The 21,828-nt window shown below is 70.7% G+C and carries 16 protein-coding genes; 13 read left to right on the top strand and 3 right to left on the bottom strand.

The window, feature by feature from the left end:
- Positions 1-16 precede the first annotated feature (16 nt).
- Positions 17-1,366, top strand: a complete 1,350-nt coding sequence (locus CTJ15_RS19525) for a glycosyltransferase family 1 protein (protein ID WP_019463138.1) — start codon at positions 17-19, stop codon at positions 1,364-1,366.
- A gap of 27 nt (positions 1,367-1,393) precedes the next feature.
- Complete coding sequence (locus CTJ15_RS19530) at positions 1,394-2,812, top strand: MFS transporter (RefSeq protein ID WP_253187724.1); 1,419 nt, start codon at positions 1,394-1,396, stop codon at positions 2,810-2,812.
- 387 nt (positions 2,813-3,199) lie between these two features.
- Here the strand turns inward: CTJ15_RS19530 and CTJ15_RS19535 are convergent, their stop codons facing one another.
- The 3 genes from CTJ15_RS19535 to CTJ15_RS19545 all read right to left on the bottom strand — a co-directional run bounded on the left by CTJ15_RS19535 (position 3,200) and on the right by CTJ15_RS19545 (position 5,447).
- A complete protein-coding gene (locus CTJ15_RS19535) occupies positions 3,200-3,520 on the bottom strand; it encodes an antibiotic biosynthesis monooxygenase (protein ID WP_099781876.1) in 321 nt (106 codons plus the stop codon).
- Between the two features lie 190 nt (positions 3,521-3,710).
- Positions 3,711-5,030, bottom strand: coding sequence for an ammonium transporter (locus tag CTJ15_RS19540; protein ID WP_037251158.1), 1,320 nt, complete (start codon positions 5,028-5,030; stop codon positions 3,711-3,713).
- 78 nt (positions 5,031-5,108) lie between these two features.
- Positions 5,109-5,447 carry a P-II family nitrogen regulator gene (locus tag CTJ15_RS19545; protein ID WP_058390621.1) on the bottom strand — a complete coding sequence of 113 codons (339 nt, stop codon included), beginning with the start codon at positions 5,445-5,447 and terminating at the stop codon, positions 5,109-5,111.
- Between the two features lie 166 nt (positions 5,448-5,613).
- On the opposite strand from CTJ15_RS19545, the gene CTJ15_RS19550 reads away from it, so the two are divergent.
- From CTJ15_RS19550 to CTJ15_RS19600, 11 genes are all read left to right on the top strand, one after another.
- Complete coding sequence (locus CTJ15_RS19550; protein ID WP_083755416.1) at positions 5,614-6,870, top strand: UbiH/UbiF/VisC/COQ6 family ubiquinone biosynthesis hydroxylase; 1,257 nt, start codon at positions 5,614-5,616, stop codon at positions 6,868-6,870.
- Between the two features lie 413 nt (positions 6,871-7,283).
- Positions 7,284-8,573 carry an MFS transporter gene (locus CTJ15_RS19555; RefSeq protein ID WP_075821756.1) on the top strand — a complete coding sequence of 430 codons (1,290 nt, stop codon included), beginning with the start codon at positions 7,284-7,286 and terminating at the stop codon, positions 8,571-8,573.
- On the top strand, positions 8,570-9,526 hold the full coding sequence (locus tag CTJ15_RS19560) for an amidohydrolase (protein ID WP_099781877.1): 957 nt from the start codon (positions 8,570-8,572) through the stop codon (positions 9,524-9,526). The genes CTJ15_RS19555 and CTJ15_RS19560 overlap by 4 nt, the downstream gene beginning before the upstream one ends.
- Before the next feature lie 347 nt (positions 9,527-9,873).
- Positions 9,874-10,656 (top strand): IclR family transcriptional regulator, encoded by a 783-nt coding sequence (locus CTJ15_RS19565; RefSeq protein WP_099781878.1) that lies wholly within the window; start codon positions 9,874-9,876, stop codon positions 10,654-10,656.
- Between the two features lie 17 nt (positions 10,657-10,673).
- Positions 10,674-14,504 (top strand): hydantoinase B/oxoprolinase family protein, encoded by a 3,831-nt coding sequence (locus tag CTJ15_RS19570; protein WP_019462378.1) that lies wholly within the window; start codon positions 10,674-10,676, stop codon positions 14,502-14,504.
- Between the two features lie 14 nt (positions 14,505-14,518).
- On the top strand, positions 14,519-16,078 hold the full coding sequence (locus CTJ15_RS19575; RefSeq protein WP_075821754.1) for an ABC transporter substrate-binding protein: 1,560 nt from the start codon (positions 14,519-14,521) through the stop codon (positions 16,076-16,078).
- A gap of 43 nt (positions 16,079-16,121) precedes the next feature.
- Positions 16,122-17,129: an ABC transporter permease gene (locus tag CTJ15_RS19580; protein WP_027297277.1), complete on the top strand. Its 1,008-nt coding sequence runs from the start codon at positions 16,122-16,124 to the stop codon at positions 17,127-17,129.
- The gene (locus tag CTJ15_RS19585) at positions 17,126-18,022 is read left to right on the top strand and encodes an ABC transporter permease (RefSeq protein WP_019462375.1); all 897 of its coding nucleotides are present in this window, start codon (positions 17,126-17,128) and stop codon (positions 18,020-18,022) included. The genes CTJ15_RS19580 and CTJ15_RS19585 overlap by 4 nt, the downstream gene beginning before the upstream one ends.
- Before the next feature lie 359 nt (positions 18,023-18,381).
- Positions 18,382-19,410 (top strand): ABC transporter ATP-binding protein, encoded by a 1,029-nt coding sequence (locus CTJ15_RS19590; RefSeq protein ID WP_075821753.1) that lies wholly within the window; start codon positions 18,382-18,384, stop codon positions 19,408-19,410.
- Entirely contained in the window at positions 19,410-20,291 is an 882-nt protein-coding gene (locus CTJ15_RS19595; RefSeq protein ID WP_075821752.1) for an ATP-binding cassette domain-containing protein, read from the top strand. Before CTJ15_RS19590 ends, CTJ15_RS19595 begins: the two co-directional genes overlap by 1 nt.
- 40 nt (positions 20,292-20,331) lie before the next feature.
- Positions 20,332-21,756: a M20 family metallopeptidase gene (locus CTJ15_RS19600; protein ID WP_026033430.1), complete on the top strand. Its 1,425-nt coding sequence runs from the start codon at positions 20,332-20,334 to the stop codon at positions 21,754-21,756.
- Positions 21,757-21,828: the final 72 nt, after the last annotated feature.

Genomic DNA, 21,828 nt, shown 5'->3' on the forward strand with positions numbered 1-21,828 from the left:
AGTCTAGCCTGTGCCCATGGCGCGCATCTGCATCGATGGATACAACCTTGGCCTGGAACACGGGACCGGCGTGGCGACCTATGCCCGCAACCTCTCCTTCCGCCTCGGCGCCATGGGGGCCGAGGTCGGCGTGCTCTACGGCACCCGGGCCAGCCCGGCGAAGGACCCGCTGATCCGCGAGATCGCCTTCTTCGACAACCGCGTCGGCAACCCCAGGCCGATGAACCGCCTGCTCCGCACCGCGCGCCGCCTGCTGCTGCCGATGATCGGCCACAAGGCCCAGCCCGTCCCCATCACCGGCCGGGTGATCACCCGCGCCTTCGAGGCCCGGCTGCCGCATTTCGACCATCTCTGGAACGTGGAGGAACTGTTCAGCCTCTCCGCCAACCACTTCAAGATGCACAAGGACCGGCTCAAGGTCCGCCTGCCGCAACAGCCCGACGTGATGCACTGGACCTACCCGGTCGCCGTCCATGCGCGCGACACCCGCAACATCTACACGCTGCACGACCTCGTGCCGCTGCGCCTGCCCTACACCACCCTCGACCACAAGCGCCGCTACCTGCGCCTGAACCGCCTGCTGGTGCGGCAGGCGGACCATATCGTCACGGTCAGCGAGACCTCCCGCCGCGACATCATCGACCTGCTCGGCTGCCCGCCGGAGAAGGTGACCAACACCTACCAGTCGGTGGAACTGCCCCGGTCCCTGGCGCAGAAGCCGGAAAACGAGGCACGCGACGAGATCCTCGGCTCCTTCGGCCTGGACTGGAAGGAGTACTTCCTCTTCTTCGGCGCCATCGAGCCCAAGAAGAATGTCGGCCGGCTGATCGAGGCCTATCTCGCCTCCGGCGTCGAGCGTCCCCTGGTCATCGTTGGCAAGCAGGCCTGGAAGAGCCAGGAGGAGCTGCGGATGCTCTACGAGGACCACCAGCGCTGGCTGCTCCCCGGCCAGCAGGAACCCGTCACCAGCACCCAGCGCCGCCTGCGCGACCGCATCGTGCTGGTGGACTACGCCCCCTTCCGCCTGCTCGTCAGCCTGATCCGCGGCGCCCGCGGCGTGCTCTTTCCCTCGCTCTACGAGGGCTTCGGCCTGCCGGCGCTGGAGGCGATGAGCCTCGGCACCCCCGTCCTCACCTCCAACACCGCCTCCCTGCCGGAAGTGGTGGGCGATGCCGCCGTGACGGTCGATCCCTACGACATCCGTGCCCTGACGGAAGGCATCCGCGCCCTCGACACGCACGAATCCCTGCGTGGCCATCTCGCGGAAGTGGGACCGCGCCGGGCTGCGCTCTTCTCCGCCACGGCCTATGAGAAACGGCTGGCCGAGGTCTATGCCCGGGTGGGTGTCCCCATCGGCGCCGGCTGACCGCAGGGGAGAGGGCATGGAACCCGCATGAACGTATCCGAGCAGCCCGCCGCCACCCGCCCCGCTCCCCCTCCCGGCCCCTTCCTGCACCCTGATGGCCTGCCGATGCCCCGCCGTCTCTGGTCGGTCGTGGCCATCGCGCTCGCCATCACCATGGCCGTGCTCGACGGCGCCATCGCCAACGTCGCCCTGCCCACCCTGTCGGAGGAGCTCGGCGTCGCCCCCTCCGCCTCGATCTGGGTGGTCAACGCCTACCAGCTCGTCATCACCATCTCGCTGCTGCCGCTCGCCTCGCTCGGCGAGATCCTGGGCTTCCGCCGCGTCTACCTCGCCGGCCTCGTCGTCTTCACCGTGGCCTCCGCCGCCTGCGCCCTTTCCGACACGCTGGTGACGCTGACCCTGTGGCGCGTGGTGCAGGGGCTCGGCGCCTCCGGCATCATGGCCGTCAACGCCGCGCTGATCCGCTTCACCTATCCGCACAGCCAGCTCGGCCGCGGCATCGGCGTCAACGCCCTGGTGGTCGCCGTCTCCTCCGCCATCGGCCCCACCGTCGCCAGCGCCATCCTGGCCGTCGCCAACTGGCCCTGGCTCTTCGCCGTCAACGTCCCCATCGGCATCCTGGCCCTGGCCATCGGCTGGCGCAGCCTGCCGCACTCGCCCCTCTCGAAGCGCCGCTTCGACACAGCCAGCGCGCTGCTCTGCGCCCTCACCTTCGGCATGCTCATCATGGCCCTGGACGGCATCGCCCATGGCGAGGGCCTGGGCCTCTCCGGCCTCCTCCTCGCCGTGGCCATCGGCGCCGGCGTGGCCCTGGTGCTGCGCCAGCTCAGCATGACGGCCCCCCTCCTGCCGGTGGACCTGATGCGCATTCCCGTCTTCGCTCTCTCGGTCGGGACCTCCGTCTGCTCCTTCCTGGCGCAGATGCTGGCCTTCGCCAGCCTGCCCTTCCTGCTGCAGACGCAGCTCGGCTTTACCGCCGTGGAGACCGGGCTGATGATGACGCCCTGGCCCCTTGCCACCGCCGTCCTGGCCCCCATAGCCGGGCGCCTGGCGGACCGGCACAATCCCGGCCTGCTCGGCGCCCTGGGCCTCGCCGCCTTCGCCGCCGGCCTCGCCGCCCTGGCCCTGCTGCCGGCCCACCCCTCCGCCGCCGACATCGCCTGGCGCATGGCCCTGGCCGGAGCTGGCTTCGGCTTGTTCCAGTCGCCCAACAACCGCGCCATGATCGGTTCCGCACCGCGCGAGCGGGCCGGCGGCGCGGGCGGCATGCTCTCCACCGCCCGCCTGCTCGGCCAGACCATCGGCGCCGCCTGCGTGGCCCTCGTCCTGGCCCGCTTCGGCGGCCAGGGGCCGGTCGTCGCCCTGGGCCTCGGCGCCACCGCCGCCATCCTGGCCGCCATCGTCAGCAGCTTCCGCATGCTGCCCGGCAATGCCCGCCGGGACTGACCCCGGCTTCGGGCGTTGCTTTGTCCCCGGGGGCAAGGCTCCGCCTTTCCCCCGGACCCCCTATCCGCCAGGACCCTGAGGGTCCTGGACCTCCCGTTCGCTGGCGCCCGTTGATGCCGGATCGCGCCGGAGAGCATCGCTCTCCGGCGAACTGACGGTGCCACCAGCGCAGACACGTTGTTTTTCTTCTTTTCGGGAGTCCCGCGTCTCCGCCTGCTCCCAGGGATCAGGCCGCAGAACAACGTCCACCGCAGGCGCCAACGAAAGCCCGGGGTCCGGGGACCGGCTTCGGTCCCCGGCGGAGAGGGGGTCCGGCGGGAGAGGCAGAGCCTCTTCCCCGGGGCCGGACGCCAGGAGCCACGCCCCAAAGGGCGCCGGGCCCGTTCGCTAGGCCTTGATCTCCTGCACGGCCTCGAAGCCCTCGAACTGCGGCGGGCCGAGATAGAGGGAGCGGGTGTTGGTCTGCCCGGCATCGCGATGCGCGGCGCGGAACTGTTCCGAGCGGGTCCAGTTCTCGAAATCCTCGCGCGAGCGCCAGATGGTGTGCGAGGCGTAGAGGACATGCTCCTCCGTTGCCGGGCCGCGCAGCAGGTGGAACTCCACGAAGCCCGGCACCTCGCGCAGGCGGGAGTCGCGGGACTTCCACACCTCCTCGAAGGCGGCCTCGGAGCCCGGGGCGACCTTGAAACGGTTCATGGCGACGAACATGGGCGGCATCCTCTGAATCCTGCCCCGCTCTCCCGGCGGGAGGGCGGATGGCCGGGGCGCAGGTTGCCCCGTCCGCCCCCCAACCACAAACCCGAACCACAAACGGGAACCACGAATGCGAAGGGCGCCGGCCGGGTTTCCCCCGCCGGCGCCCTTCCTGTCGCCCCGCCCGGTGCGGCGAGGCCGCGCCTTACTCCAGCCGCTCGCCGTGCAGCACGATGTCGAGGCCCTCGCGCTCCTCCTCGGTGGTCACGCGCAGCCCGATCACCACATCGACGATCTTGAGCAGGATCCAGGTCACGACCCCGGTGTAGATGAAGGTCGAGAGCACCGCGTAGAGCTGGATCATGAACTGCGCCATCGAGCCGGCGGTGCCGTCCGGCGCAGCGGTGGTGGCGGAAAGCGGGCCATAGGCGAAGAAGCCCGTCAGCAGCGCGCCGACGATGCCGCAGAGCCCGTGCACGCCGAAGGCATCGAGGCTGTCGTCATAGCCGCACCAGTGCTTGAGCGCCGTCGCGCCCCAGAAGCCGGTCAGCCCCGCGACCACGCCGATCACCAGCGCCGGCACCGGCAGCACGAAGCCCGCCGCCGGGGTAATGGCGACCAGCCCCGCCACCGCGCCGGAAATGGCGCCGAGCACGGAAGGCTTGCCCTTCACCGCCCATTCCACGAAGACCCAGGCCAGCGTCGCGGCCGCCGCGGCGACCTGCGTCACCAGCATCGCCATGCCCGCGCGCCCGCCGGCGGCGCCCGCCGAACCCGCGTTGAAGCCGAACCAGCCCACCCAGAGCAGCGAGGCGCCGATCACCGCCAGCCCCAGGTTGAACGGCGACATGTTGTCGTGGCCGAGGCCCACGCGCTTGCCCAGCACCACCGCGCAGACCAGGCCCGCCACGCCCGCGTTGATGTGCACCACCGTGCCGCCGGCGAAGTCCAGCGCGCCCAGCGCGAAGATCCAGCCGTTCGGGTGCCAGACCCAGTGCGCGATCGGGCAATAGACCACCAGCAGCCACAGGATGGTGAAGACCACCATCGCCGAATACTTCATGCGGTCCGCATAGGCGCCGCTGATCAGCGCGGGCGTGATGATCGCGAAGGTCATCTGGAACATCAGGAAGACCGTCTCGGGGATGGTGAAGGCCACCGCCCCGTCGCCCGAGCCCAGCGTGAAGGGCGCGTTCCAGTTCTCCGCCACGCCGTTCAGCAGCAGCTTGGACAGGTCACCGACATAGGCGTTGCCCTCGCCGAAGGCGATCGAATAGCCCGCCACCATCCACACGATCGTGGCGACCGCCACGATCGAGAAGGACTGCATCATGGTGGCCAGCACGTTCTTCTTGCGCACCATGCCGGCATAGAACAGCGCCAGGCCCGGGATGGTCATCATCAGCACGAGCGCCGTGCTGGTCAGCATCCAGGCCGTATCGCCGGTATCGGGCGTGGACGGCGCCGTGGGCACCGCCTCCGGTGCTGCCGGCGTCGTCTGCGCCAGCACCGGCAGCGCCAGCATCAGCACAGGCAGGGCCGCCAAGGCGCAGCCCGCCGCGCGGCGGGCCCGCGTCTTCATCAACTCGCTCATCATTCCCCCTCAGAGCGCGGCGTCGTCGGTCTCGCCGGTGCGAATCCGCATGACCCGTTCGACATCCAACACGAAAATCTTTCCGTCACCGATCTTGCCCGTGCGGGCCGTGGTGGCGATGGCCTCCACAACCGCGTCCACCATGTCGTTGGCGACGGCGACCTCGATCTTGAGCTTCGGCAGGAAGCTCACATGGTACTCGGCACCACGGTAGATCTCGGTCTGGCCCTTCTGCCGGCCAAAACCCTTCACTTCCGTCACCGTCAGCCCCTGGATGCCCAGCGGCGTGAGCGCCTCGCGCACCTCATCCAGCTTGAAGGGCTTGATGATCGCCATGACCAGCTTCATTCGGCCGGAGCCCCCTTCGATCCTTCTCGGCGCATGAGATGCGAAGCGCGTGCCAAGACGGGCAATGGGCAGTCTGCACGCATTCCGTGCGGCCCATTCGACGGGAGAGCAGGAAAGCCCCGCCACCCCCTGCCCAAAACCTGTGCAATGCGGCAGGATGGCGGGCATGACGAAACGGATCGAGGTCGAGGCCTGCGTGATGGGCGCGGGTCCGGTGGGCGCCACCCTGGCCGCCACCCTGGCGGCGGCGGGGCTGGAGGTCGCGGTGGTGGACACCGCCCCCCTGCCGCCAATGGAACGGCCGGAATTCGACGGTCGCGCCTATGCCATCGCCGCTTCCTCCCGCAACCTGCTGGAGGCCGCCGGCATCTGGGCCCGCCTGCCCGATGAGCCCTGCCCGATCACCCGCATCCGCGTGGCCGATGGCCGCCCGGGCGAACCTGCCTCGCCGCTCGACCTGCATTTCGACGCCGCCGACCTGGGCGAGCCCGCCTTCGGCTGGATGGTCGAGGCCCGCTCCCTCCGCGTCGCCCTGAACGCCGCCCTGCCGGGCCTGCCGCGCCTGCATGTCTTCGCGCCGGCCCAGCCCACCGTCACCCGCACCGCCGAGGGCGCCCTGGTCGCGCTGGCCGACGGCACGGAGATCGCCGCCCGCCTCGTGGTCGGCGCCGAGGGCCGCCGCAGCCCGCTGCGCCGCGCCGCCGGCATCGGCACCGCCGGGCTCGACTACCACCAGACCGGCATGGTCTTCGCCATCGCCCATGAGCGCCCGCACGGCAACCTGGCGCTGGAGCAGTTCCTGCCCAACGGCCCCTTCGCCCAGCTCCCTTTGGCCGGCACGCCGGAACACCCCCACGCCTCCGCCATCGTCTGGTCCGACCGCAGCCCCCTGGCCACACGCTTCATGGCCATGGACGACGCGGCCCTGTCGCGCGAGATCCTGCGCCGCCTGGGCAGCCATCTCGGCGCCGTGCGCGTCATCGGCCGCCGCTGGTCCTATCCCCTGACCGCCATGCAGGCCGCCCGCTTCGTGGACACGCGCCTCGCTTTGGTGGGCGACGCCGCCCACGGCATCCACCCGATCGCGGGGCAGGGGCTCAACCTCGGCTTCCGTGACGTCGCCGCCCTGGCCGAATGCGCGATCGAGGCCCACCATGCCGGCCAGGATCCCGGTTCCGTGGAGGTTCTCGCCCGCTACCAGGCCGCCCGCCGCCCGGATGCCCTGCTGATGCTCGGCGCCACCCACGCGCTGGAACGCCTCTTCGGCAACGACCTGCCGCCGCTGCGGCTCGCCCGTCGGCTGGGCATCGCCGCCGTGGACCGCCTGCCGCCCCTCAAGCGCTTCTTCGCCCGCCGCGCCATGGGCTTCTCCGGCGGCCCCCTCTCCGGCCTTCTCGAAGGACGCGGCCTGATCGCACCCTGATCCACCGCCGGCCGTTGCGCCGGGCGGTTGCCCCCGGCAAAGGCCCCGCCTCCCCCCGATCCCCCTCCGCTGAGGGCCGAAGCCGGTCACCAGACCACGGGCTTTCGCCGGCGCCTGTGGATGCCGTCAGCCTGGCACATGATCCCTGAGCATAACCCGCCGGAGAGCCAGGCTCTCCGGCGTGATCCGGCGTCAGCAGAAGCCGGCGCATGAGATCCAGGGCGCAAAGCGTCCTGGCAAGTGGGGGGGGGGGCGGAGGGAAGGCGGAACCCTTCCCCCAGGATGGCACAACGCTGCCATGCCACATGGCGGCCAGGAACTCCGAAGCCCCGCCCGCGCAACACCCCGTGCTTTTCCGCTTGTTGCACGAAGAATTCTGTATTCAGTTATACGAAACGGGGAGGAAAACCGGCATGAGCACCACGCATCCATCGGTGATAGGGGGCGCCGCGTCCGCCAGGACCGGCGTCCGCTGGCGCATCTTCGGCGTGATCGCACTGCTGACCGTGATCAACCTCGCCGATCGGACCACCCTCTCGGTGGGCATGCCGACCATCGCGCATGAGCTTGGCCTCTCCCCCACCATGCAGGGGCTCATCCTCAGCTCCTTCTTCTGGACCTACGCGCTGCTCCAGGTCCCCGGCGGCTACCTGATCGACCGCATGGGCCCCAGCCGCGTCGTCACCATCTCCACCCTGGCCTGGGGCGCCTTCCAGACCCTGGCTGCCTTCGCCACCGGCGGCCTCTCCCTGCTCGTCACCCGCCTCGGCCTCGGCGCCGCCGAGGCTCCGCTCTTCCCCGCCGGCGGCAAGCTCAACGCCCTCTGGCTCTCCCCGCGCGAGCGCGGGCGCGGCGCCGTGCTGATGGACAGCGGCTCCTATCTCGGCGCCGGCCTCGGCGGCGGCGTCATCGCCTGGCTGATCTACGCGCTGGATTCCTGGCGAATGGCCTTTGCCGTGGCGGGCATCGTGACCATCGGCGCCGGCCTCGTCGCCTGGCGCTACCTGCGCGACGACCCGGCGGTGCATCCCGCCGTGAATGAGGTGGAACTCGCCCATATCCGCACCCCCGTCCCCGGCATGGCCCAGGTCGTGCCCGCCGGCACGCCGCTCGCGTCCCGTGCCGTGGCGCCGGTTATGCTCGGCCGCTGCGGCTGGGCGATGATGAACTTCGGCCTGATCACCTGGGGCCCCAGCTATCTCGCCCAGGCGCGCGGCTTCGACCTGAAGCAGCTCGGCGGCGCCATGGCGGTGATCTTCATCTGCGGCTTCCTCGGCTCGCTCACCGCCGGCTTCGGCGCCGACGCGCTGCAGCGCCGCGGCCTGCCGCGCAGCCTCGTGCTGAAGGCGATGCTCTGCCTCTCCGGTCTCGGCGTGCTCGGCGCCTTCCTGCTGCTGCCCACCATCGCCGACCCCGCCGCCGCCGTGGCGCTGCTCTCCGGCACCGTCTTCCTGCTCTGCTTCGGCAGCCTTTACTGGAGCTTCCCGGCCCTGCTTGCCCCTGCCGACAAGGTCGGGCTGGTCGGCGGAATGATGAACTTCGCCGGCAGCCTGGGCGGCATCGCCATTCCCATCATCGCCGGCATGATCCTGCAGGCGACCGGCTCCTACACCGTGGTGCTGCACTTCTTCTCCGGCTGCGCCGCGCTCTATGTCCTCGGCACGCTGCTGGTGCCCCTCGCGGAGCGGGAGACCGCGCGGTGACACGGGAAGCCCTAGCCGATGCCCCTCTCTGGGGCGGTCTCATCGTCGATGCCCACCACCATGTCTGGGACCCCCGCAACGGTCGATACCCCTGGCTGACGCCGGAAGGAAAGCTGCCCGGCTTCCGCTACGGCGACACCGCGCCGCTGATGCGCCCCTACCTGCCACCCGACTACCGGGCCGATGCTGCGGGCCACGATATCCGCGCCACGGTCTACATGGAGGCCGAGTGGGACCCCGCCGATCCGATCGGCGAGACTCGCTTCGTCAGCGGCCTCGCGGTGGGCTACGGCCTGCCCAACGCCATGGTCGCCCAGGCTTGGCTGCACCACCCCGATGTGGGAACCGTTCTCGCCGCCCAGGCCGGCTTCCCCCTGGTCCGCAGCGTCCGCCACAAGCCCGGCGGCCCTGCCACGCCCCAGGCCGCCCGAGATGGGAAGCGCACACTGATGTCGGACGAGCGCTGGCGCCGCGGTTATGCCCTGCTGGAACGCCACGGCCTGCATTTCGACCTGCAGACTCCTTGGTGGAACCTGCACGAGGCCGAACTCCTGGCCCGTGACTTCCCGCGCACCCGCATCATCCTCAACCACACCGGCCTGCCCTCGGACCGCAGCCCCGATGCCCTCGCCGCCTGGCACGCCGCCATGGCCCGCCTCGCCGTGCATCCGAACGTGGCGGTGAAGATCTCCGGCCTCGGCCGCCCCGGCCATGCCTGGAGCGCCGAGGACAATGGCTGGATCGTGCGTGAGACCATCGCCCTCTTCGGCGCGCGCCGCGCCATGTTCGCCAGCAACTTCCCGGTGGACGGGCTTTGCGCCAGCTTCGACACCATCTTCACCGGCTTCAAGCGCATCGCCGCCGCCTTGCCGGCCGAGGATCAGGCCTGGCTCTTCCACCGCACGGCGGAAGAGGTCTACGCCCTGAACCCACGCCGCCCCGCCCCGGGTTGAAGCCGGCCCTCCCGTGTCGCTCCCGGGAGAGGCGCCGCCTCTCCCGGACCCTCTCCGCTGGGGGATGGTATCTCTCCAGCCCCCACCTTCCGTTGGCTCGGAGTGGCAAGGCTGGCCTTCCACCCGGTCCGCTGGCGTAGGTGGATCGGCCGGACGCCAGCCCAAACTGCCCAAATTCACGCCATGAAATGCCTAGAAATTCGCTATTCCGCTCGGAGCAACACCGGATTTCCGCGCGCCACCCGCCACTTCCTGGTGTCGAAGAGTGGAACTCCGCTTGCTCACGCAGTGCAGCAACCACTAGCATTCCCGCATAACGCAACCGTAGTTCCAGAAAACGGAACCGTATGAGCATCCTCTCCAACGCCGCCGAGGTGCTGCGCTGCTTCTCGGCGCATCGCCTGGAGCTCAGCCTGACCGAGGTGACAGGTCTGCTCGGCATGCCGAAGAGCAATGCCTCGCGCCTGCTGCGCGCCATGCGGGATGCCGGCTTCCTGGAACAGGTGCCGGGCACGCGTCGCTACCGCGCCGGGCTGCTGATGTTCGAGATGGGGCACACCTACCGCCGCGGCTCGCCGCTGCTCAGCCAGGCTCATGCGGCGGTCTCGCGTATCTCCCGCGACTGCGGCCATACAGGCTATGTCAGCATCCGCGACGGGTGCGACGTGATGGGCCTCACCTACCATGAAGGCTCGCAGCTCCTGCGCGTCGGCACCCCGATCGGCGAGCGCCTTTCCGCCTCGGCCACCGCCACCGGCCGCGCGCTGCTGGCGCGGCTCGGCGACGACGCGGTGCGCGCCCTCTTCCCCGAGCCGCTGCAGCCGCCCTCGCCGAACTCCCCGCGCGACATGGAGGAACTCCTCGGACGCCTCGCCCGCATCCGCGAGCGGGGCTTCGAGATCGCGCGTCACGAGGCCAATCCCGGTATCGACTCCCTTGCCACCGCCGTGGGCGACCCGGCCAGCGGCGAGGAGGTCAGCCTCTGCATCGTCTATCCCTCCGCCATCGTCTCCGAGGCGGAGCGCGACGACATCCTGGCCGCGATGCTGCGCGAGGCCCGCGCCATCGCCGCGATACTGGGCGATCCGTCGGCGTCACCGTGTCCGACGCCGCCTGAATCCCCGAACTGACCACCGAGAACGAGCCCATGGCAAACACCGCCCCCTCCCTGAACCGCTGGCGCATCGGCTTCGACATCGGCGGCACCTTCACCGACTTCATCCTCTACGACGCGGCTGCGGGCACGGTGCGGCTGCACAAGCGCCTGACCACGCCGCACGACCCTTCCGAGGCCGCGCTGCTGGGGCTGGAGGAACTGGTGGCCATGGGCGGCATCACGCTGGCCGAGGTCGGCGAGATCATCCACGGCACCACGCTGGTCACCAACGCCGTCATCGAGCGCAAGGGCGCGAAGCTCGGCCTGATCACCACGCAGGGCTTCCGCGACGTGCTGGAGATGGGCACGGAGCAGCGCTACGACATCTACGACCTGTTCCTGGGCTTCCCCGAGCCGCTGGTGCCGCGCGACCTGCGGCTGGAGGTCGCCGAGCGCCTGGACCGCGATGGCCGCGTGGTCGAGGTGCTGGACGAGGATGCCGTCCGCGCCGCCTTCCGCACCCTGCTCGAAGCGGGCGTGGAGGCGGTGGCCGTCTGCTTCCTGCACGCCTACCGCAACCCGGCGCACGAGCAGGCCGTGGGCCGCATCGCGCGCGAGGAGTTCCCCGAGCTGGCCGTCTCCCTTTCCGCCGAGGTGGTGGCGGAGATGTGGGAGTACCAGCGCTGCGTCACCACCTGCGCCAACGCCTATGTCCAGCCGCTGATGGACCGCTACCTGAAGCGCCTGGAGCGTGAATTGGCGGCGCGCGGCTTCACCGGCGCGCTGCGGCTGATGCACTCGGCGGGCGGCCTCGTTTCCCCCGCCACGGCGCGCGCCTTTCCGATCCGCCTGCTGGAATCCGGCCCGGCCGGCGGCGGCCTCGCGACGGCGCTGTTCGGCGAGCTGGCGGGCAAGAAGGACGTCATCTCCTTCGACATGGGCGGCACCACCGCCAAGGCCTGCATGGTCGAGGCCGGCCGCGTTGAGATCGCCCCGATGCTGGAGGCCGGCCGCGTCCACCGCTTCAGCAAGGGCTCCGGCCTGCCGATCAAGGCGCCCGTGATCGACATGATCGAGATCGGCGCCGGCGGCGGCTCCATCGCCGGCATCGACGAGGTCGGGCTGCTGAAGGTCGGCCCGCATTCCGCCGGCTCCGACCCCGGCCCGGCCTGCTACGGCATGGGCGGCACGAAGCCGACCGTGACCGACGCCAACCTCGTCCTCGGCTACTACGACCCGGGCTTCTTTCTCGGCGGCCGCATGTCGCTGGACAAGCCGGCGGCGGAACGCGCGGTGGAGAGCGTGGCGACACCGCTGGGCCTGGGCGTGATGGAGGCCGCCTGGGGCATCCACAAGGTCGTGGTGGAAAGCATGGCCGCCGCCGCCCGCGTCCATCTGGTGGAGAAGGGCAAGGACCCGCGCGCCTATGCCATGGTCGGCTTCGGCGGCGCAGGCCCGGCCCATGCCGCCGACGTGGCCCGCGCGCTGGGCGTGCGCGAGGTCATCATTCCGCCCGCCTCCGGTGCCGCCTCGGCACTGGGCTTCCTCGCCGCCCCGCTCTCCTTCGAGCTGGTGCGCTCCCTGCCGCTGGAATTCTCGGAAGGCTTCGACGCCGCCCGGCTGAACGCCCTGCTGGCGGAGCTGGAGGCCGAGGGCCGCGCGCGCCTCGTGGAAGCGGGCGTGGCGCCGGAGAGCATCCGCGTCGAGCGTTCCGCCGACATGCGCCTGGTCGGCCAGATGCACGACATCGCGGTGGACCTGCCGGCGGGCGAGATCGGCGCGGCGAGCCTGGGCGAGATCCGCGCCCGCTTCACCCGCATCTACGCCGCCCGCTACACCTCGGTCTATGAGGGCGCCCGGATGGAAGCGATCAACTTCCGCCTCCGCTGCGTCGGGCCGGAGCCGAAGCTGTCGCTCACCGGCGCGGTCGGCGGCGGCGACACCGCCCAGGCGGTGAAGGGCACGCGGCGCGCCTGGTTCGAGGGCGGCTGGCAGGAGGCGGTGGTCTACGACCGCTACGCGCTCGCCAGCGGCGACCGCATCCCCGGCCCCGCCATCGTCGAGGAGCGCGAGGCCACCACCATCGTCCCGCCCGGCGACGCGGTGCAGGTGGACGACACGCTGAACCTGCGCATCGCCATCGCCGCCCCCGCCATGGCGGGCGAGCTGGTGACGGCGGAGATGCCGCTGGCCGAGGCCATGGCGCGTATCGAGGCCGACCCGATCGCGCTGGAGATCATGTGGTCCCGGCTCGTGAACGTGGTGGAGGAGATGTGGCTGACGGTGGTCCGCACCGCCTTCTCCCTCATCATCTCCGAAAGCCAGGACTTCGCCTGCGAGCTGCTGGACCCGGAGGGCGAGACCCTGGCGCATTCCCCGCGCGCCATGCCCGTCTTCAACCTGACCCTGCCGCGCGCGGTGAAGGCACTGCTGGAGAAGTACCCGGCGGAAACGCTGAAGCCGGGCGACGTGCTGATCACCAACGACCCCTGGCTCTGCGCCGGGCATCTCTTCGACATCGCCATCGTCACCCCCGTCTTCCGGGAGGGCAAGGTGGTCGGGCTGATGGGCACGGTCGGCCATGTTTCCGACATCGGCGGCACGAAGGATTCCCTGAAGGCGCGCGAGATCTTCGAGGAGGGCTTCCAGATCCCGCCGATGAAGCTCTTCGACGCGGGCGTGCCGAACGACACCTTCTTCACCCTGTTCCGCGAGAACGTCCGCAACCCGGACCAGGTGCTGGGCGACCTGCACTCCTTCATCGCCGCCAATGCCCTGGGGGGCGAGCGCCTGCTCTCCTTCATGCGCGACTATGGCATGAGCGACCTGCGCGCCCTGGCGGCGGTGGTGCAGGGCCGTTCCGAGAAGGCGATGCGCGACGCCATCGCCGCCCTGCCGGATGGCGACTACCATGCCGAGATCCGCAACAACCCGCTGGGCAAGGAGCTGCGCTACCCGCTGAAGCTCACCGTCGCGGGCGACACCATCAACCTCGACTTCGACGGCGCCCCGCCACAGCTTCCCCAGGGCGGGCTGAACTCCACCCTGAACTACACGGCGGCGCACGCGACCTATCCGCTCAAGTGCATGCTGACGCCCAACGTGCGGGGCAATGCCGGCTGCTACCGCCCCTTCACCGTGGAGGCGCCGGAGGGCTCGATCCTGAACCCGCGCCGCCCGGCGGCGGTGAACATGCGCACCCGCACCGGCTGGTATCTCGCCCCCAACATCTTCCGCGCCCTGTCCGGGGCGGCGCCGAGCTTGGTGCAGGCCAATACCGGTCTGCCGGTCGCCACCAACGTCTATGGCCAGGATGCCGGGGGCAGCCTCTATTCCGACCACCTCTTCGTCGGCGGCGGGCAGGGCGCCTCGGCCCGGGGCGACGGCAAGTCCGCCCTGCTCTGGCCCACCTCGGCCTCCAACACCTCGATCGAGCTCTTCGAGAGCCGCGCCCCGGTGCTGGTGGTGGAGAAGGCCTACGTCCCCGACACGGGCGGCGCCGGCCAGTTCCGCGGCGGCCTCGGCCAGCGCGTGCGCCTGCGCAAGCTCACCGATGACGGCCGCACCACCCTGGTCTCCGTCTATCCGGAGGGCGTCACCAACCACATCGACGGCCTCTTCGGCGGCCGCCCGGGCACGGGGGCACGCGGTCGCGTTATCGATCTCGACGGCCGCGAGCTGCATGACTGCGGCCCCGGCGAGATGGTGGAGGTGAACAGCCCGCACCAGATCGTCGAGATCACCGTCAACGGCGGCTCCGGCTATGGCGATCCGGCGAGGCGCGACCCCGAGGCGCTGGCACGGGACATGCGTCTGGGCATGGTCACGCCGGAAGGCGCCGCGCGCGACTACGGCGCCGCGAAGACCACGGTCACGGCCTGAAGGAACGGAACAGCATGAGCATCACCCCCACGCGCCGCGCCCTCCTGGCCGCCGGCGCCGCCCTGCCCGCACTGTCCCTGCTGCAACCGGCCTCGGCACAGTCGCGCCGCATCCTGGTGCTCGCCAGCAACCAGGACATCCCGAACTTCGACCCGCATGTGGCGACGGGCTATTCCTCCTCCTGGCTGCTGCGCAACACCTATGACAGCCTGGTCGGCGTCACCGGCAACCCGCCGAAGCCCGAGCCGCGCCTGGCCCGCAGCTGGGACATCTCCGAGGACGGCCGGACCTACACCTTCCACCTGGACCCCGCCGCGAGGTTCCACGACGGCACCCCCGTCACGGCGGAAGCGGTGCGCTACTCCTTCGAGCGCATCCTGCGCCTCAACCGCGGCAATGTCTGGATGATCCAGAACATCGTCGTGCCCGGCGGCATCGAGGCGGTGGACGACCATACCGTCCGCTTCCGCCTCGCCACCCCCTTCGTCCCCTTCCTCAGTGTCCTGCCCTGGATCTGGGTGGTGAACCCGAAGCAGGTCGAGGCCAACAAGGGCGAGGATGACGGCCAGACCTGGCTGCGCTCCAACATCGCCGGCTCCGGCCCCTTCGCCGTCCGCCGCGCCGAGGCCGGCAACCTCTACGAGCTGGAGCGCGTCGCCGATGGCTGGCGCAAGGAAGGAGGCGGCAACCTCACCGGCGCCATCTGGAAGATCACGCGCGAAACCGCGACGCAGCGCCTGATGGTCCAGCGCGGCGAGGCCCAGGTCGCCCTCGACCTCACCTCCGAGGACATGGACACGCTGAAGGGCCGCCCGGGCGTCGATCTGGTGATCGAGCCCGAGTACCGCACCTTCCAGATCAAGATGAACACCCGCCACGGCCCGCTGGCGGACGCCAATCTCCGCCGCGCCGTGAGCTGCGCCTTCAACTACCAGGCGATGCTCGACGTGGCCGGCTATGCCGACCTGATGACCGGCCCGCTGCCCCCCACGATCCAGGGCTTCGACAAGAGCCTCGCCCCCTGGCGCATGGACCTGGAGAAGGCGAAGTCCTTTCTGGCGAAGTCCGCCACCCCCAGCGGCAACATCAAGCTCGCCATCACCCATGTCGCGGGGCTGGAACAGCAGCGCCGCTGGGCGCTGATCCTGCTCGACAGCCTGCGCCCGCTCGGCATCGAGCTGGAGATCCGCACCGCCACCTGGCCCGACCTCGTCGCCTCCTGCCGCTCGCCCGAGACGCTGGCCGACTTCTTCCCCGTCTACCAGACCGCCAATTACGGCGACCCGGACAACCTCGCCTTCGCGGGCTTCCATTCCTCGCGGAACGGCAACTGGCAGAACCCGGTCTACAACAACCCGGAGGTGGACCGGCTGATCGAGCAGGCCCGCGCCGAGCAGGACCCGGCGAAGCGCGACGCCCTCTACGCGCGGTTCCAGCAGACCGTGATGGAGGATGCCTGCGACATCTTCGGCGTGCTGGAGAAGCGCAAGCTCGCCATGCGCAACACGGTGAGGAACTTCCGCTTCACCCCCGTCGCCTCCAACGCGCCCGAGCTCTTCCCGCTCTCGCTCTGACGCGGGCCGCCCCACCCGCGCAGGAAACCAGCAGGATAACCGCATGATCCGCTACATCCTCAGGCGCATCCTCCTGCTGGTGCCAGTGCTGGTGGGGCTGTCCGTCCTGGTCTTCTGCATCGCCCGCCTCCTGCCGGGCGATCCCGTCCGCCTCGCCGCCGGGCCGAACGCCACCGCCGCCGACATCGCCTCGGTGGCGAAGGAGTTCGGCCTCGACCGCCCCTTCGTCGTCCAGTACTGGGACTACGCGACCGGGCTGCTGCGCGGCGACTGGGGCGTCTCCATCTTCACCCGCCGCCCGGTGGCCGAGGACCTCGCCGTCTACCTCCCCGCCACGCTGGAGCTCGTCCTGGCCGCGATGATCCTAGCCGTCGGCCTCGGCATCCCCGCCGGCCTGCTGGCGGCGGTGTACCGCAACCGCTGGCCCGACTTCCTGTCCCGCACCGTCTCGCTCGGCGCCATCTCCATGCCGCGCTTCTTCCTGGGCCTGGTCTTCCAGCTCGCCTTCGCCATGTGGCTCGGCTGGCTGCCCCTTTCCGGCCGCTTCCCGCTGACCGAGGACCCGCCGCCCACCATCACCGGCTTCCTCACCATCGACGCGCTGGCCAGCGGCAACCTCCACGCCTTCGGCGTCGCCCTGCAATACCTGGCGCTCCCCGCCATCGCGATGAGCCTCTCGCCGCTCGCCACCATCATGCGGATGATGCGCGCCTCAACCATCGAGGTGCTGGGCCAGGACTACGTCACCACCGAGCGCGCCCTGGGCCTGCCGGGCCGGCAGATCCTGTTCAAATACGTGCTGAAGAACGCCGTTTCCGCCACGCTCACCGTCATCGGCCTGTATTTCGGCTGGCTGCTCGGCGGCACGGTGCTGGTGGAAACCGTCTTCGATTGGCCGGGCATCGGCCTCTACGCCACCCAGGCCGTGCTGAGCCAGGACTTCATGCCGATCATCGGCGTCACCCTCTGCATCGGCGCGCTCTTCATCACCGTGAACCTGATCGTGGACCTGCTCTACGGCCTGCTGAACCCAAGGGTCCGCCTCGGATGAGCGACGTCACCGCTACCCTCGTGGAAGCCCCCGCCAGCGCCCGCTCCGACCGCTGGCGCCGCGGCCTCTACCGCTTCCGCAGCTCCTGGGTCTCCGTCCTCGGCCTCGCCATCGTCGCGCTGCTCCTCCTCCTCGCCGCGATCGGCCCGGCCATCATTCCCTATCCGCAGCATGTCGCGGGCATGGTGGACACCGCCTCCCGCTTCATCCCGCCTTCCGCCGCGCACTGGTTCGGCACCAACGAGGTCGGGCAGGACGTGCTCTCCCTCACCATCGCCGGCACCCGCATCTCGCTCATCTCCGGCCTCGCCGTGGTGATCCTCGGCAGCACCGTGGGCATCCTGGTCGGCGCCCTGGCGGGCTTTCTCGGCGGCTGGGTGGACGAGGTGCTGATGCGCCTCTCCGACCTCATGCTGACCGTGCCCGGCCTCATCCTCGCCATGGCCGTCGCCGCCGCCCTCGGCCCCGGGCTGCTGAACATGGTCGTCGCCATCACCCTGTCCTGGTGGCCCGGCTATGCCCGCCTCGTGCGCGGCGAGGTCATTGCCAGGAAGGAGGAGCAGTTCGTCATCGCCGCCCGCGCCGTCGGCGCCGGCACCGCCCGCCTGCTCCTCCGCCACATCCTGCCGAACATCATGAGCCCCATCATCGTGAAGATGTCGCTCGACATGGGCTTCGCCATCCTCACCGTCGCCTCGCTCGGCTTCATCGGCATCGGCGTGAAGCCCCCCACGCCGGAATGGGGCTCCCTCCTTTCCGTCGCCCGCGGCAACATGCCCGACTACTGGTGGACCGCCATCTTCCCCGGCCTCGCCATCTTCCTCGCCGTCTTCGGCTTCAACCTCCTGGGCGACGGGCTGCGCGACGTGCTGGACCCGAAGGCACGCCGCTGATGATCCGGCCTTCCGCATCCCGGGGCGAGGCTCCGCCTCTCCCCGGACCCCTCTCCGCTCAGGGAGGCCGCGCCTCCCCGAGACCCCGCCTTGAGTGGGCGCATGTGACTGGCGCGCATCGTTGGCCGCTCCCCGGGCACCGGTGGCAAGGCAGCGCCCTGAAGAACCTCAGCATGCGCGGCGATCACAGGCGCCGGAAGGCCAGGCCTTCCGGCGTGGCCCCCGCCATTGCCAGAGCCAGCGAAAGGGAGGTCCAGGACCCTCAGGGTCCTGGCGGATGGGGTTTGGGGGCCGAAGCACTGCTTCGGCGCCGAAGGCCGGCAGAGCCTTCCCCAAGGGCAGCAAGGACGACCTGAACCATGGCGCTGCTGGAAATCCGCGACCTGCACCTGGCGATGCGCTCCTTCGAGGGCGAGGCGCATGTGCTGAACGGCATCGACCTCACCGTCGAACGCGGCGAGATCTGGGGCATCGTGGGCGAGACGGGCTGCGGCAAGTCGCTGACCGGCCTGTCGGTCTCGTGCCTCGTGCCCTCGCCCCCAGCCCGCTACATCCGGGGCGAGATCCGCTTCGAGGGCAGGGACCTCCTCAGGGCGGGCGAGGAGGAGATGCGCGCCCTGCGCGGCCGCCGCATCGGCATGATCTTCCAGGACCCGACGACCAACCTGAATCCGGCCTTCACCATCGGCACGCAGATCACCGATGTCGCGCTCCATGCCGGCCGCGCCGATCCCGGGCTGCTGGGCCTCGCCCCCGGCGCCTCGCGCCGCGCGATGCGCGCCGCCGCCCGCCGCCGCGCGGTGGAGGCGCTGGAGGAGGTGGGCATCCCCGACGCCGCCGCGCGCCTCGCGGACTATCCGCACCAGTTCTCCGGCGGCATGCGCCAGCGCGTGCTGATCGCCATGGCGCTGGTGGGCCGCCCCGACCTGCTGATCGCCGACGAGCCCACCACGGCGCTCGATGTCTCCGTGCAGGCGCAGATCCTGCGCCTGATCCACGACCTCGTGCGCGAGCACCGCCTCGGCGTGCTGTTCATCACCCACAATCTCGGCGTGGTGGCGCAGCTCTGCACCCATGTGGCGGTGATGTACGCCGGCAATGTCGCCGAGGCCGGCCCGGTGCGCGAGGTCCTGAAGCACCCCGTCCACCCCTATACCCGCGCGCTGATGGCCGCCGTCCCCACCGCCGGCACGAAGCGCGGCGAGCTCCAGGGCCTGCCCGGCACCGTGCCCAACCTGATCGCCCCGCCGCGCGGCTGCCGCTTCGCCACGCGCTGTCCCTGGGCCGAGCCCGCCTGCGACGCCGCCCTGCCGCCGATGGAGCGCTTCGGCCCGCATCACGAGGCCGCCTGCCTCGTCGCCGCCCGCACGCGGGAGGAGGCCGCCTGATGCTCCGCATCGAACACGTCACCAAGACCTATGGCGGTGCCCGCAAGGGCCTCGCCGGCCTGCTCGGCACCCCCGCGGCCGAGGTACGCGCCCTGCGCGACGTCTCGCTTTCCGTCCGCCGGGGGGAGAGCTTCGGCCTGGTCGGCGAATCCGGCTCCGGCAAGACCACGCTCACCCGCTGCATCCTCCGCCTGGAGGAAGTCTCCGCCGGCCGCATCCTCTTCGACGGCACCGACCTCGCCACGCTGAAGCCCGCCGAGATGCGCAGCCTGCGCGCCCGCGTGCAGATCGTCTTCCAGGACCCCTACGCCTCGCTGAACCCGCGCATGAGCGTGCGCGACATCCTGTGCGAGCCGATGGAGATCCACCGCGACCGCATGGGCCTCGACGGGCGCGGCCGCCTCGACCGCGCGGCGGAACTCCTCCAGCGCGTCGGCCTCGGCACGCAGCACCTCTCGCGCTTCCCGCACGAATTCTCCGGCGGCCAGCGCCAGCGCATCGGCATCGCCCGCGCCCTGGCCACGAAGCCCGACTTCCTGATCCTGGACGAGCCCACCTCCGCTCTCGACGTCTCCGTGCAGGCCCAGGTGCTGAACCTGTTGCACGAGCTCCAGGCCCAGCTCGGCCTTACATACTTCTTCATCAGCCACGACCTGGGCGTGATCCGCTACATCTGCGACCGCGTCGCGCTGATCTACCGCGGCCAGCTCGTGGAGGAGGGCGACACCGAGGCCGTCTTCCGCAGCCCCGCCAGCGACTATGCCCGCATGCTCCTCGCGGCCATGCCGGACCCGGACCCCGACCGCTCGCCCTTCCACGCCTCTTCCCATGCCACCCGCCCGGCCCCCGGGCCTGGACAGCCACCCGCCGCATCGCCATGACGACGGCACGCCGACGCCCCTGACCGAGGAGACTCCCGACATGCGCAACACGCCGCGCATCTGGCAACTCGTGGACGCGAAGCGGGACGAGATGATCGCCCTTGCCGACCGCGTCTGGGAAACGCCCGAGCCCCTCTACACCGAACGCAGGTCCGCCGCAGCGCATGTCGAGGCGCTGGAGCAGCAGGGCTTCCGCGTCGAGGCCGGCGTCGCCGGCATTCCCACCGCCATCATGGCGGAGGCCGGGGAGGGCGGCCCCGTCATCGCCATCCTGGGCGAATACGACGCCCTGCCGGGCCTCTCGCAGCAGGCCGGAATCGCCGAGCCGAAGCCCGTCGAGGGCCAGAACGGCGCCGGCCATGGCTGCGGCCACAACCTCCTCGGCGCCGGCGCGCTCTTCGCCGCCACGGCGGTCAAGGACTGGCTGGCCGAGCGCGGCATCCAGGGCCGCGTCCGCTACTACGGCTGCCCCGCCGAGGAGGGCGGCGCCGGCAAGACCTTCATGGTCCGCGCCGGACTCTTCGACGACGCCGACATCGCCATCACCTGGCACCCGGATTCCTTTGCCGGCGTCGCCCCCGCCATCGCGCTCGCCAACACCCGCGTGGACTTCACCTTCACCGGCCGCGCCTCGCACGCCGCCGCCGCGCCGGAACTGGGCCGCTCCGCCCTCGATGCCGTCGAGCTGATGAATGTCGGCGTCAACTACATGCGCGAGCACATGAACAGCGAGGCCCGCGTCCACTACGCCATCCTCGACGCCGGCGGCATCGCCCCCAATGTCGTGCAGCCGCGCGCCAAGGTCCGCTACGCCATCCGCAACACCGATGTCGCCGGCATGCGCGCGCTGTTCGAGCGGGTGAGGAAGATCGCCCAGGGCGCCGCGCTGATGACGGAAACCACGCTGGCGGTGAAGGTCGTCAGCGCCTTCTCCAACCTCGTCGGCAACCGCCCGCTGGAAGAGGCCATGCAGGCCGAGTTCGACCGCCTCGGCCCGCCGGAATTCGACGAGGCCGACCGTGCCTACGCCGCCGCCATCCGTGCCACGCTGGACCAGGGCGACATCCGCGCCGCCTTCCGCAGCGCCGGCCTGCCCTTCGACCCGTCGATGGACCTCTGCGACACCATCGTGCCGCTCGACGCGCCCCGGAAGCCCGCCGTCGGCTCCACCGATGTCGGCGACGTCTCCTGGGTCGTTCCCACGGTGCAGGCCCACGGCGCCACCTGCGCCACCGGCACGCCCTTCCATTCCTGGCAGCTCACTGCCCAGGGCCAGAGCCCGCACGCCCACAAGGGCATGATCCACGCCGCCAAGGTGATGGCCGCCACCGCCACGGCTGCCCTGGAAAACCCGGATCTCATCGCCCGCGCCAAGGCCGACCTCGCCCGCCGCCTCGAAGGCCAACGCTACGAAAGCCCCATCCCCGCCGAGATCCCGCCGCCGCTGGACATGGCCAAAGGCTGACCGCACGGCGCGGTCCCTTGGGGGCAAGGCGCTGCCTCGCCCCCAAACCCCCACTTCGCCAGGACACTGCGT

Source organism: Roseomonas sp. FDAARGOS_362, from assembly GCF_002754815.1.
Lineage (GTDB): Bacteria > Pseudomonadota > Alphaproteobacteria > Acetobacterales > Acetobacteraceae > Roseomonas > Roseomonas mucosa.